Origin of the sequence: Acinetobacter sp. 251-1 (assembly GCF_030329305.1) — a bacterium.
Taxonomy (GTDB): domain Bacteria; phylum Pseudomonadota; class Gammaproteobacteria; order Pseudomonadales; family Moraxellaceae; genus Acinetobacter; species Acinetobacter piscicola_A.
In genome coordinates this window covers 172,398-185,178 of sequence record NZ_JACANS010000006.1, presented here as the reverse complement: position 1 = coordinate 185,178, position 12,781 = coordinate 172,398, and the positions used below count along the sequence as shown (strand labels likewise).

The window sequence follows — 12,781 nt, the reverse complement described above, 5'->3', positions numbered from 1 at the left end:
TTTATGTCTATGCAGCAATCCTACGCAAATATTTTAACTGCCGTTGGCGAGGACTTAGACCGTCCTGGTCTGAAAGATACGCCCATGCGTGCGGCTAAAGCTTTTTCGTACTTGACGTCTGGCTATAGCAAAACGCTGGAAGAAGTGACCAATAATGCGGTCTTCCCTTCTGACAATGATGAAATGGTCTTGGTTAAAAATATCGAGTTCTATTCTTTATGTGAGCATCATTTATTGCCATTTCATGGTCGTGTGCATATTGCCTACTTACCTTCAGGTAATGTTTTAGGCTTATCTAAATTTGCTCGTATCACGGAAATGTTTGCCCGTCGCTTACAAATTCAGGAACAACTCACCAAGCAAATTGCGGATGCTGTTGCAGAAGTGACCAATGCCCGTGGTGTTGCTGTGGTGATTGATTCAGCGCATATGTGTATGATGATGCGTGGTGTCAGCAAGCAAGAATCGACTACACGTACCGTATCTTTCGTGGGTGATTTTAAAACCGATAAAGAAGCACGTCGTGAATTTCTTTTGGCTGTCCCTGAAGCACACTAATCATTTGATTAAATCATTTAAGCCTCAAATTTTTGAGGCTTTTTTATAAAATGGATTGTTAAAATGTCACCGATTTATTTGGCAGGTCAAGGTTTAACGCACAGTGAAAGCACCGTGGATTATCCACGTACGGATCGTTTGGTTAAAGGCAACCCCAAACGCCTGACCCAAAGTTTATATGAACATCCCCATATGAATTGTGGGATTTGGCAATGCGAAGTCGGTGCGTGGAATATTGTATTTGCAGACAATAAACAAGAGTTTTTTACTCTTCTTGAAGGTGTTGTTCGCATTCACAATGCAGAAAATCATGATTATATTGAAGTGAAAGCGGGTGAAGCAGGTGTGATTCCACCGAGTTTTGTCGGAACTTTTGAAGTGCTTGAAGCTGTGAAAAAATATTTTGTTGTCGTTGAAAGCTAAACACTGTAGTACATTTATTTTGGTGGCGCAGATTTATATGGTGTGAGTGCTTGATCACGCTGGTCGATGACCCTATTGGGAAATCCATCCCCCCGTTCTATCGCTGCACGATAAATAGGTAAATCTTCAAGATCAATCCATAAGAGGCTATCAAAACTCACCACATTGGCTTGTGCTAAAAATTGCTGTTTCAAACGTAAATATTCAATTTTAAACTGTACCGCATCCTCTCTGCTCAAGGTTTCAAGTTGCTGCTGAAAGGCATTTATCTTTTCCGATGAAACCTTAGGAACTTGACAGCGAATCTTAATGTTCAGTAGTTGATCATGAATGACCTGAATCTCATTCAATGCCCTGCAACTTTTAAACAGCGTGGAAGTCTGCTGAATTTCTTCATCAATCACAGCCAACATCTGCTTTTTCTCTTGTATATTCAGACCTTTGCTATTCATTTCACGTAAATAATTAGCAATCCCTTGTTTGGGAAATGCATCCCGATAGCGTTTTATTTCTGCCTTAAGATCAGGATCTGCTACCATTTCTGCAACAAGTTGATCATAGGTTTGATTAGGGTCAGGATCATTTAAAATCTGTGTTTTAATCACAAGTTGGGCAATTTTGATTACTTTTTTTTGGTCATATGCGCCTTGGTCAGATGCAAATGACGGCGTTGCATCCACAATACACGTGAACAAGATTGAGACTGTAAAAATAGCAAATTTCCACATATGCATTGATGATTTTTAAAGCTGAAAACAGATTTCAGTATACCCGTTTCAAATCAAATACCACTTAAAAATCGTACTCATCCAACATTTTCAATCCGTACATCAAAATTATGCAATATAAACCAAATTACGCCCATTATTTTTTGCTGCATATAAAGCCGTATCTGCTGACTCTAAGAAACGCTGATAATCTGGATGACCATCATAACTTACCACACCAATGCTCACGGTAAATTGGACTGCCACACCTGTACTCGATAAAATTTCTGATGTCTGAATGCGTTGTCGAATCTTCTCAGCAATCTGTTCAGCCACATTCAAATCTGTAGCCACTTGTAGCAACAAAAATTCTTCACCACCGACGCGAAAAGCATAATCACTGCCTCGAGTGTGTTCCAATATCACTTCTGCCAATAATTGCAGTGCTGTATCACCTGTGGCATGTCCATATTGATCATTAATCCGTTTAAAATGATCGACATCGATTGCAAGCAATGACAAATGGGTTTTATGTTTGCGTGCATATAGTGTTTCGCGTGAAACAATTGTATTTAAATAACGTCGATTCAATAATTGGGTCAACGAGTCATTGCCTGAACCAATATATTCAGAAACTTGAAAGAGTTGATCCACCAACAGTAAAATTTCACGATCCTGATTGCGGATTTCCTGAATCAATTGAATGGCTAAGGTTTTATCTGCACAGCTTATAATTTTTTGATTAAGCACATCGACTTTTTTAATGCCACCAATAATTTCTTTGACTTGATCCGAACTTGAAAAAGCATAGGCGGCTTTGTGTATAAACCACAAACCAAATTCGGACTTAGATAAAGAAGTATGGGTAAAATTGGTCTGATCAGAAAAAACCTTAAACATCAGTTCATTTTCCCAATCAAGCAGACTGCCGCGCTGTTTATCTTTTTGTACAGCGACATCTTGCATGGCTGAAAATAAACGATAAGTATGTTTCATATCATTGTTAATTTCAGCCTTGGCTTCATAGGTTCGACTCATAATTTCTGAGGTAAACCCCAACACCTGCACAATGTAGCTGGCAATGCTTAATAAATTTTGTTGCGGTTTATTCAGCAGGCAAAATACTTTCTTTTCAATCTGTCGAATGCCACGGATAATCAACCACGATGGAATACCAATACGGGCATGAACCTCACCCACTTTCAATTGCTTTTGCACCATTTCATAAAAGTTTTTTTGAAATGGCACCTCAAAACTTTCCAACAACCAATTATTCAATGACGATTTCAAACGACTTTGTACAATTTCATCTGAAAGGAATTCGGAAGCGGTCTTTTCTTCCATCATTTTTTTATAAAATTCGGACACTAAGACAAAAGAATTATCCTGAATAAACTGCAATGCATAAGTCAAATCTGTATTGGAAAATTCATCACAAATCCACTGCCACTGTCGGGACAAATCGACTATGCTTGCTTCGTTCATACAGAAATTTCTCATATTTTCTTAAATTAGTATGAATAATATAACACTATGAAATAAAATTTATAGCCACATTACACCGCAATAAGATGTTAATTTTTCTATTTATATTTAATAATATAAACTTCATTTCTTAGCTCGCAATTTCATCTAAAAATACATGAGCATAAACTTAACCTGTTGAACCAAATCAATATTGATTTAATCCACTGCTGTTGTGGACATCATAATGATTGAAAACTTATTTTAGGTCATTTCCATCCCTTAAAAATAGTGAACAAAGCCCAAACTGGTTTTACTCCAATCCACATGATTTTGTTGTTGATATTGCCATGTCATACGCAGCGAGTTTTGTGCATCAACCGCATAGTTTAAACCTGTATTCAGACGTAAATTCCATTGACTTGCATCCTGCCAATATGGCAATTCAAGCTGTACTAAGCTATTTAAACGGTCTGTCCATATATTTTGGCAACCCATCGTAGGTCCAAACCCTATACGCCAACCATCATCAAGCGATTTACCTGCTTGTACTTGTGGTTGTAATTGGGCATAGCACACATGCTGCCGATTTTGATCGGCAATACTATAACCAAATTGGGTTTTCAGTTGTAATACGCCATGCTGCTGATCTGAATTAAATTGCCCCTGATGGATGGCTTCTTGTTGCCACCCCAGATTAAAACCCCAAGTTAAAGGTGTTTTAAATGGCGTGATCGGATTGTAGGAATTGACCGAAAGAAAATCAAAATGTTCAAGTTTCAACTTATCATCACGATACTGAAGGGTACCATCCCAGAAATTTAACTGTGTTCCTGTGCGGTATCCACCTTGTGGATCAAGTAAATCATGATACGCTTGACGTAAACCCAACTCGACAAACTGTTGCCCCTGCACTTCTCCCACTTGAATGAAAGTATTCTTGGCGTGATGCCCCTGAGCAGGATCATGGCGCGGTGGCTCAACTTCAGTACGTTGTTTTTCAATATTAAGTTGACTGCGTAGACTCAAAATCTGACGTAATTTTGGCTGTGCCTCTTGCGTTGCAATTTTACGTGAAATCAACACCAAATATAAATCGTCATAAGCCATTTCCAGTATTTTAGCTTGATCAGTAGCATCAAATTTTGCCAGCATTGCAGGCATTTCATCGACGTTTAACAAGGTGAGTTGATGTGCTGTTTTTGCCAGTTGCTGCCCATGCTGACGTGACTGAGCCAAAAGCTGAGTTTCTAAAGCGGGACGATATTGCACATCCTGAATCAAATGATTGTCTTGAACTGTTTTTAAAGTTTCAACGGGAATGGAGGCAACTTGAACATGCTGTTGTAAATTCAGCTCAGGGCGGACGATGTCCAACAAACCAAGCAGTCGATAGGCACAATTGTCACTAATAAAATAATAAGGGAATTTAACATGCTTCATTTCCCAAATGTGTTGTACTAAAAATCGTGTTTCTTCAGGGTTTAAACTCAGTTCATACTCCCATAAATCACGACTTTCAAAATCACCATATTCCTTCACCTTCCGATAGTACGGCATCAGTGAATATTCACCATCATATTGTCCAGTCAAGCCTTTCCAAGCATAAGACCAACCTTCACCGCCCTGAACCGTAGCAGCATAATTAAGTGCATAAGACACCAAATTTAGTTGTTTTTGATCTTTGGGATCTAGTCGCAATAAGGTATGTCCAAACATGGAGCTTGGATTGCCCATAAAATCTGTGGCATAAATTAAAGTGGCTTTATAAGGTTTGATTTGCCCGATCCATTCATCCAATTCAGCACAATCTGCATGAGCCAATGCTGCTTTGGAAATTTCGAGTTGTTGAATTAACCAATGACTACGGGCAGGAAAACGACATTGAATGGATTGATTGGCAGCAGCAGCTTCAAACAGTGCTGCAATATTGGCATTGAGTTCTTGCTTTAAATCCGATTTTCCATGTGGTGAGAGAAAAAAACCGTCATAACGCACTTCACTTTGACCTTGCGCATTGGCATATAACAAACGTTGCCATGCAGTCTGCTTGTAAAGCTGTTTTTGTTCAGCAAGTTGCTGATATTTTTGAATAGATGCAAGATCTACTGAACTTGCATAAGCCAGCGGTGTTAAACCGAGTGTGCACAAAAGCGCAAATATTTTCATTAATAATATATTGAATCATTTAAAATTTTACTAAAATGAATAAAAACCCCATCATCTATGACAGGGTTTTCTCTGCACATTAAACGTAAGCTTTTAAAACTTCGTCTTGTGACATCACAGATTGTAATGATGCTAACACTTCTACTGAAGATACATTTTCAGCTGAATAAATTTTAGAGAAATTTTGTTTAGATACTGCAAAGAAATGCGCTTTATCCTCAGCTTTAATATTTAATAATTCAGCCAAAACATTTAAGCTTTCGCCCTCACCCACTGCCATATCACGGGCCAGCGACTCCGCATTTTCATGGGTGAATGTCACTGCCTGAGCAGTCACAGCACCTGTACCACTACAACCGAGCGTACCAAACGTGATACCAAATAACTGGTTTGCAAATAAACCATTGGTGGTTGCAGCTAAAATTTTAGGAATTTTTCCAGATTGTCCTTCCCAAACTTGAGAACCTAAACCACAACCTACATCGCTATCTGCAAAAGCTGAAACTGATCCTGTTGCCAATATGGCTGCTAAAGCAATTTTTTTTAACATGGTATTCTCCAATATTTTTTAATATTTCATTTATTTCTAGGATGTGTGTAATTTTTATTACACCATATAAAGATGTAACACAGTTATTCTAATAAGCAAATCAAAATATGATCATTTTTCGATTATTTTTCAAACTATTTTAATGTCCATTCACCAATGCTATTTCTATTGCCAAGAATTTTTAAAACCAACACCAAACTGAGTAATAGCAATAAATACCAAGAACCAAGTTTACCCCACCCGACCATATGCCATGCATCGACCTGACTCGGATATAACCAAATTTTATAAAAAGTACTGATATTTTCAGCAATCCAGATTAGAAATGCCAATAACAGCAATACAGGCAACATCGGCAACTGAAATTGATGTTGTTGTAATTGAAACCGTATTTTAGTTTTCCAAAAAATAACGACACTCCAAAAAAACAATACATTGCGTATATCTGGAACAAAAAATTTTGTCATAAAATTAAGATAGGACAATACTGCTAGACTCAACATATTGGCAAAACTAGGCAATCTTAAAAAAGAAACTTGATAAAGCCTTAATGAACGTGCAAAAAAACTGCCAACTGCCGAATACATAAAACCTGCAAATAACGGCACGGTCATGATTTTAAAAACTGCAGGTTGTGGATATTGCCACGAAGCGATCTGTGGATGAGTCAAAAATATTTCCATCCCCATAGCTAAGATGTGAAAAAGTGCAATGACTTTTGCTTCTGCCCATGATTCGAGTTTTAAACAAAGCAAACACGCTTGAATGATCAGTGCATAAAAGAATAAATAATCATAGCGAAAGAAGCCATAAAACTCACGACTGCCCATTTTTGCAGTCAGTGCAAAAGCGATTAGCAGTAAAATACCAAATAAGGCAGCTGAAGCTGCCTTAAAGATAAATTCCACACTTGATTTTAAATACAGCATACTCGAAGTGACTTAACCTAAATATTTCGCACTATATTCATGCACAGTATCAATGAAAATTTTAGGTTGTGCAGGGTCAACCCACTGCGTAATACCATGCCCTAAATTTGCCACATAACCTGTTTTTTCACCCTGGGCATAAGCATCGTCGAGCATGGCTTTTGTTGCCTTCTCAATACTTTGAGCTGAACCGTATAAGGTTGCAGGGTCTAAATTACCTTGCAGTGCCACACGACCATTTACAGTTTGACGTGCTACATTTAAAGGCGTTGTCCAGTCTAAACCTAAAGCATCTGCACCTGTTGCCACCATTGGCTCTAACCACTGACCACCACCTTTGGTAAATAAAATCACAGGGACTTTACGACCGTCTTTTTCACGTTGTAAACCTGAGACAATCTTTTGCATATAATGCAGTGAAAATTCAAGATATTCACGATGTGCTAAAGCTCCACCCCAACTATCAAAAATTTGAATCGCTTGCGCACCTGCATCAATTTGTGCATTTAAATATTCAGTCACAGCATCAGCCAATCGCTCTAATAATGCATGTAAAACTTCAGGTTGAGCATACATCATCTGCTTCGTAAAACGAAAATCTTTACTTGAGCCGCCTTCCACCATGTAGGTTGCTAAAGTCCAAGGACTACCCGAGAAACCAATTAAAGGGACTTGCCCACCTAATGCAGAACGAATAGTTGAAACTGCATTCATGACATAATCTAAGTCAGATGCTGCATTAAATTTCGGTAAATTGGCAACGTCTTGTTCAGTGCGAATTGTTTTATGAAACTTAGGACCTTCGCCTGTTTCAAAATATAAGCCTAGGCCCAATGCATCAGGAATGGTTAAAATATCAGAAAATAAAATCGCTGCGTCTAAATCATAACGGCGCAAAGGCTGTAAAGTCACTTCACAAGCAAATTCAGTATTTTTACATAAAGAAAGAAAATCACCTGCTTTGCCTCGTGTTTCACGATATTCAGGTAGGTAACGACCTGCTTGACGCATCATCCACACAGGTGTGGTATCGACAGGTTCACGTAGCAAAGCACGTAGAAAACGATCATTTTTGAGGGTCGTCATTTACTTTCCTATTTAAAAAAATTGAGCAAGGTCAGTCATCATAGCAAAAATCTATGCGCTATCGGCATTTCTTCGTGAGATTTTAATCTTGAAAATTATTTGAAATTTCATTTTTTATGATGCGTATAGAATTGTATAAAAAATAGGATTTACACAAAACAAATACTGCATCTCCATTTATTTTCTGCAATACTTGCTTACTTTATAAATCAGTATGAATAATTCTTAAGGTTGAATTACATGTTCGTTCGCTCAATTCTTGCTTTGAGTTTAAGTTGTATCTTCACAGGTACAGCATTCGCTGCGCCTACAACTACTGAGCAATCGCTTACTCCGCATAAGGTAACATCTACAGCAGTTGAAGATCCAATTGATCCGCTGGCTGTTGAATCTTCTGCTGCCTCTACAGTCAACACAAGTAGTGCGAGCGAAGCTCAAATTTCTCAACAAGAGCTTAATGATTTAGATCAAGCTGCCAACACGCTGCAAAATTTAGAAAAAACAGAAGATAAAACTGCAGATATAGCAGCTGAAACAAGCACACAAACAGAAACCACAACGCCAAGTACAGCAGCATCAACCACTAAGTCTAGCAGTGCAAATAAAGCATCATGGACTTTAGACGGGATGAACAATGCTGAATGGTATGAAAATATTGGCAAAGGTCAATTCCCAGTCTATGCACGTGCACATGTGATGTTAAACAACTCACATGCATCTCCGGGTGCCATTGATGGTTCAAGTGGTATGAATACCTTAAAAGCAATTTCTTCATTCCAACAAATGAATGGCTTAAAACCAACAGGTGAACTCACCAAAGAAACTTGGGATGCTCTAGTTGCTAAACAAGGTGCTAAACCTGCATTTGTAGAGTACACCATCACAGATGCAGATTTAAAAGGTCCTTATGCTGCATCGATCCCACGTGACTATGCTCTACAATCAAAAATGAAAGGTTTGTATTACACACGTGTAACAGAAATGTTGGGTGAAAAATTTCATATGGATGAAGATTTCTTAAAGAAATTAAATCCAAAAGCAACCTTCAAAAAAGCAGGTGAAAAAATCATTGTGACCAATATCCGCAATGAATTACCTGAAAATATTCATTTGATCGTGGCACATAAAGGTGCAAAACAACTTTATTTGTTTAATGCCCAAAACCAAATGGTGGGTTCATTCCCTGCAACGATTGGTAGTTCTGACACACCATCTCCAACAGGAACTTATAAAATTACGGGTGTCGCACCAAATCCATGGTATAGCTATTCACCAAGTAACTTTGTGCAAGGCAATAACCGTAAACCATTGTCTTTACCACCTGGTCCAAATGGTCCTGTAGGAAATATCTGGATCGGTTTAAGTAAAAAATCATTTGGTATTCATGGTACACCGAACCCATCTGCGATTTCTAAAACTGCATCGCATGGTTGTATCCGTTTAACCAACTGGGATGCCAATGATTTAGGTAAAAAAGTTAAATCAGGTGTCACTGTTAAATTCTTAGAATAATCATTTGATTCTATCTGCAAATGATGATTTCAATGCCCAATAATTCGTTATTGGGTTTTTTATGTTCAATATAAAATAGGCATCATTATATTACTTACAAAAAAAACAGTCCTATCTCTTTATAACTAATCGTCCTAAAAACACAACAATACGTTGCATGTTTAATGTTTCAACTCAATTTCGCAAAGACTAATATGATCTCAAGTTAAAAAAATAAAGAATTGGAGATTTATCATGAATACATTTCTACATCGCAGTGAAGACCGTGGTCATGCTCAAATTGGCTGGTTAGACAGCAAACACAGTTTTTCTTTCGGCAGTTGGTACAACCCTAAATATATGGGTGTAGGTTCTTTACGTGTGATCAATGACGATACCATCGCCGCACATAATGGTTTTGGTACACACCCGCATGACAATATGGAAATCTTAACCTGTGTACTTCAAGGTACGATTTCACATAAAGATACCATGGGTAACGAACGCCATATTCACGCAGGCGAATGGCAGTTAATGAGTGCAGGTACAGGGGTACAACACAGCGAAATCAACAATGGCGATACACCTGTGCATATGTTGCAAATTTGGGTCATTCCCAATGTACGTGATGCTGAGCCGAACTATCAACAAGTCGAACGTGATCCAAAAAAATCACCAAATGAGTGGTTATTAATTGCAGGTCCTCATGACGATGCGCTTATGCACATTCGCCAAGACGCTGAAATTAAAGCAGCGTATTTAGAAAAAGGTCATTCCCTACCTGTCAAAGCCACTCAAAAATTTAATTATGTTCATGTAATTGAAGGTGAAATTGATATCGGAGGTCAACTCATCAAAGCAGGTGATGCTTACTTATTTGATGAAGATGCAACGATCAATGCCAACGAAAACAGCCAATTCATTTGGTTCGATTTAAGCAACTAAGGCAGTTGTTTTACGCTATTCACCTGTAAATCACCGATTAAATCCTCTGCATAGGCAGGGGATTTTTTATGCTCATGAAAAGACCACACTAACGAGAATAATCATTTTCCTGATCTTTAATCAATGATAAAGCGGCTTGCCATGCTGCTGCAATAATCGGTTCTGCCGCATCACTTTGAAACTGCTGCACGGTATATTCACATACAGCTTGGCTTGGATAATGCAATTGAGGACTACTCATTGCTTTGATTTGAATTTGACATGCTCTTTCTAAAAAATAAATCTCATGAAATGCACGCGCGATGGAATCACCTGTCGCCAATAAACCATGATTACGTAAAATCATACAACGATAATGCTTTAAATCTTGCACCAAACGCTCACGTTCTGCTGTCGAAAATGCAATGCCTTCATATTCATGATAGGCAATATTATTGTAAAATTTCAGTGCATGCTGTGAAAGGGGTAATAATCCTTCAGCTTGTGCTGACACCGCAATCCCATCTGCGGTATGGGTATGAATCACACAATTGATCTCAGCATTGGCATGATGTAATGCCGAGTGAATCACAAAGCCTGCAACATTGACCATTTTCCCTTGATCATATTCAGCGACAATATTGCCATCATGATCAATTTTTACCAGATCAGAGGCTGTCATTTGGTCAAAGGTCACACCATAACGATTGATTAAAAAATGATTCGGTTCATGCGGCACACGTAAACTGATATGGGTATCAATCAAATCCGTCATTCGATAATAAGCGATCAAACGATACAGTGCTGCGAGTTGGCAACGTGCTTGCCATTCTATTGCATTGATATGTTGTGGTACTTGCACAATACATTCCTTTTTTATTCTTCGATATTTCCTATATTCTTTGTAATGCAGAATAGATCATTTCTCAAGTGCAATCCATTTACCGTCAAGTCGATTTTCTTCAATCTCACCTCATCATTGTGTTTTCAATCAGCTATTATTCTTTGACAGTCTTCTGATATTTCATCATCAAATAAAAATGGGCGATTAAAGCCGTAAAAGCCAAAATTAGGGACAATACAAGTAAACGCATCGCCATGATCTCACCATCAGGTTGTTGTAAAAATGAATAAATGGCGATGGGAATGGTGCGGGTTTCATCGGGAATATTGCCCACAAAAGTGATGGTGGCGCCAAATTCACCTAGACTACGACTAAAACCTAAAATAGACCCCATTAAAATCCCCGGACATGCTAGAGGCAAATAAATTTTGACAAATATCTGCCGAAAATTTGCCCCTAAGGTCTGCGCCACTTCCTCTAAATGCCGATCTGACAACTGAAATGCCAAACGAATGGGTTGCACAATTAAGGGAAAACCCACAATCATTGAAGCAAGTACAGCACCTTTCCAGTTAAATGCGAGCTCTATGCCAATCGCTGATAAATACTGCCCTAGCCAACCTTTATGACCAAAAAGCAACAGCAGTAAATAGCCAAGTACCACAGGCGGTAATACCATCGGCAATTGTAAACACGCTTCGACCAAGACCTTCAGTCTAAAATCATAGCGTGCTAGCACCCATGCCAATGCAATTGCAAAAGGTAAACTAAAGGCAGTAGCACAGAAAGCCACTTTGGCTGACAGATACAATGCACTTAATTCTTCAGGACTTAACATATCAATAAAGAAGACTATTTATAAAGACTAAAACCATATTTCACAAAAATCGCTTTGGCTTGCGGATCACGTTGTACAAAGTTTTTAAAGTGTACAGCCTCTTTATTTTTCTGCCCTTCAACTGTCAATGCAAGGGGATAAATAATCGGATGATGGCTATTTTGTGGAAATGTCCCCAGCATTTTAACTTTTTGACTGATTAAGGCATCGGTTTTATAGACAATGCCGACATCACACTCGCCACGCTCCACAAATGCCAAGGCTGAGCGTACATCATCTGTCCCAACAATACGTCCTTTTAACGCATCGAACCAATTGAGTTTGACTAAAATTTGTTTGGCATATTTGCCTACTGGGACGGATTCCATTTGCCCTGTGCATAAGCGCCCTTTAAACGTTTTGGCAAAATTAAAATTAGATTGAGCTTTAAATGGAATATTTAAATTTTTAGCGCTAATGACCACCAATTGATTAAACAGCAAAGGTTTTACTTGTTGCATCTGAATTGCATTTTTTTGTACTAAATACTGCATCCAATCGACATCGGCTGAGAAATAAAGATCACTTTTTGCCCCTGCTTCAATTTGTTTAGCAAGCGCTGATGATGCACCAAACACAGGGATAATTTTAGTTTCTGGATATTTTTTTTCATACAGTTTTGTAATATCTATTAGGACATTGGTCAAACTTGCAGCTGCATAAATTTTTACTGTTTCTGCATGAGTTAAGCTCACAGCACAACAGAATGCGCTTGCGAATAGCATTTTTTTCAACATTGAATTGCCCCTATACACAACA

The 12,781-nt window shown here is 38.3% G+C and carries 13 protein-coding genes; 4 read left to right on the top strand and 9 right to left on the bottom strand.

Annotated elements, in window-relative coordinates; translation table 11 throughout:
• Positions 1-9 precede the first annotated feature (9 nt).
• Positions 10-558 (top strand): GTP cyclohydrolase I FolE, encoded by a 549-nt coding sequence (folE, locus tag HX129_RS06640; RefSeq protein WP_171457450.1) that lies wholly within the window; start codon positions 10-12, stop codon positions 556-558.
• 63 nt (positions 559-621) lie between these two features.
• Positions 622-981: a cupin domain-containing protein gene (locus HX129_RS06635; RefSeq protein WP_286432997.1), complete on the top strand. Its 360-nt coding sequence runs from the start codon at positions 622-624 to the stop codon at positions 979-981.
• Positions 982-995: 14 nt separating this feature from the next.
• On the opposite strand, the gene HX129_RS06630 is transcribed toward HX129_RS06635, so the two are convergent.
• The 6 genes from HX129_RS06630 to hemE all read right to left on the bottom strand — a co-directional run bounded on the left by HX129_RS06630 (position 996) and on the right by hemE (position 7,886).
• On the bottom strand, positions 996-1,709 hold the full coding sequence (locus tag HX129_RS06630; RefSeq protein ID WP_286436087.1) for a hypothetical protein: 714 nt from the start codon (positions 1,707-1,709) through the stop codon (positions 996-998).
• Positions 1,710-1,817: 108 nt separating this feature from the next.
• The gene (locus HX129_RS06625; RefSeq protein ID WP_286433000.1) at positions 1,818-3,173 is read right to left on the bottom strand and encodes a diguanylate cyclase; all 1,356 of its coding nucleotides are present in this window, start codon (positions 3,171-3,173) and stop codon (positions 1,818-1,820) included.
• A 261-nt stretch (positions 3,174-3,434) separates the two neighbouring features.
• The gene (locus HX129_RS06620; RefSeq protein ID WP_286433002.1) at positions 3,435-5,321 is read right to left on the bottom strand and encodes an Lnb N-terminal periplasmic domain-containing protein; all 1,887 of its coding nucleotides are present in this window, start codon (positions 5,319-5,321) and stop codon (positions 3,435-3,437) included.
• Between the two features lie 79 nt (positions 5,322-5,400).
• Positions 5,401-5,871 carry a DUF3015 family protein gene (locus HX129_RS06615; protein WP_286433004.1) on the bottom strand — a complete coding sequence of 157 codons (471 nt, stop codon included), beginning with the start codon at positions 5,869-5,871 and terminating at the stop codon, positions 5,401-5,403.
• A 134-nt stretch (positions 5,872-6,005) separates the two neighbouring features.
• Positions 6,006-6,800, bottom strand: a complete 795-nt coding sequence (locus tag HX129_RS06610) for a DUF817 family protein (protein ID WP_286433005.1) — start codon at positions 6,798-6,800, stop codon at positions 6,006-6,008.
• 12 nt (positions 6,801-6,812) lie between these two features.
• Entirely contained in the window at positions 6,813-7,886 is a 1,074-nt protein-coding gene (hemE, locus tag HX129_RS06605; RefSeq protein WP_130072824.1) for a uroporphyrinogen decarboxylase, read from the bottom strand.
• Between the two features lie 240 nt (positions 7,887-8,126).
• On the opposite strand from hemE, the gene HX129_RS06600 reads away from it, so the two are divergent.
• Positions 8,127-9,398 carry a L,D-transpeptidase family protein gene (locus tag HX129_RS06600; RefSeq protein ID WP_286433006.1) on the top strand — a complete coding sequence of 424 codons (1,272 nt, stop codon included), beginning with the start codon at positions 8,127-8,129 and terminating at the stop codon, positions 9,396-9,398.
• A gap of 234 nt (positions 9,399-9,632) precedes the next feature.
• Complete coding sequence (locus tag HX129_RS06595) at positions 9,633-10,322, top strand: pirin family protein (RefSeq protein ID WP_286433007.1); 690 nt, start codon at positions 9,633-9,635, stop codon at positions 10,320-10,322.
• 88 nt (positions 10,323-10,410) lie between these two features.
• Here HX129_RS06595 and HX129_RS06590 read toward each other — a convergent pair whose 3' ends face one another.
• From HX129_RS06590 to modA, 3 genes are all read right to left on the bottom strand, one after another.
• Positions 10,411-11,163, bottom strand: a complete 753-nt coding sequence (locus HX129_RS06590) for a class II aldolase/adducin family protein (protein WP_130072827.1) — start codon at positions 11,161-11,163, stop codon at positions 10,411-10,413.
• A 136-nt stretch (positions 11,164-11,299) separates the two neighbouring features.
• Positions 11,300-11,983, bottom strand: a complete 684-nt coding sequence (gene modB / locus HX129_RS06585) for a molybdate ABC transporter permease subunit (RefSeq protein WP_286433008.1) — start codon at positions 11,981-11,983, stop codon at positions 11,300-11,302.
• A gap of 14 nt (positions 11,984-11,997) precedes the next feature.
• Positions 11,998-12,759, bottom strand: a complete 762-nt coding sequence (gene modA, locus HX129_RS06580) for a molybdate ABC transporter substrate-binding protein (RefSeq protein WP_286433009.1) — start codon at positions 12,757-12,759, stop codon at positions 11,998-12,000.
• Positions 12,760-12,781 lie beyond the last annotated feature (22 nt).

What these genes read in the sequence shown, in the direction of transcription:
- modA (WP_286433009.1), bottom strand. Translation starts at nt 12,759, where the DNA reads ATGTTGAAAAAAATGCTATTCGCAAGCGCATTCTGTTGTGCTGTGAGC.
- HX129_RS06600 (WP_286433006.1), top strand. Translation starts at nt 8,127, where the DNA reads ATGTTCGTTCGCTCAATTCTTGCTTTGAGTTTAAGTTGTATCTTCACA.
- folE (WP_171457450.1), top strand. Translation starts at nt 10, where the DNA reads ATGCAGCAATCCTACGCAAATATTTTAACTGCCGTTGGCGAGGACTTA.
- hemE (WP_130072824.1), bottom strand. Translation starts at nt 7,886, where the DNA reads ATGACGACCCTCAAAAATGATCGTTTTCTACGTGCTTTGCTACGTGAA.
- HX129_RS06630 (WP_286436087.1), bottom strand. Translation starts at nt 1,709, where the DNA reads ATGTGGAAATTTGCTATTTTTACAGTCTCAATCTTGTTCACGTGTATT.
- modB (WP_286433008.1), bottom strand. Translation starts at nt 11,983, where the DNA reads ATGTTAAGTCCTGAAGAATTAAGTGCATTGTATCTGTCAGCCAAAGTG.
- HX129_RS06615 (WP_286433004.1), bottom strand. Translation starts at nt 5,871, where the DNA reads ATGTTAAAAAAAATTGCTTTAGCAGCCATATTGGCAACAGGATCAGTT.
- HX129_RS06610 (WP_286433005.1), bottom strand. Translation starts at nt 6,800, where the DNA reads ATGCTGTATTTAAAATCAAGTGTGGAATTTATCTTTAAGGCAGCTTCA.
- HX129_RS06620 (WP_286433002.1), bottom strand. Translation starts at nt 5,321, where the DNA reads ATGAAAATATTTGCGCTTTTGTGCACACTCGGTTTAACACCGCTGGCT.
- HX129_RS06625 (WP_286433000.1), bottom strand. Translation starts at nt 3,173, where the DNA reads ATGAACGAAGCAAGCATAGTCGATTTGTCCCGACAGTGGCAGTGGATT.
- HX129_RS06635 (WP_286432997.1), top strand. Translation starts at nt 622, where the DNA reads ATGTCACCGATTTATTTGGCAGGTCAAGGTTTAACGCACAGTGAAAGC.
- HX129_RS06595 (WP_286433007.1), top strand. Translation starts at nt 9,633, where the DNA reads ATGAATACATTTCTACATCGCAGTGAAGACCGTGGTCATGCTCAAATT.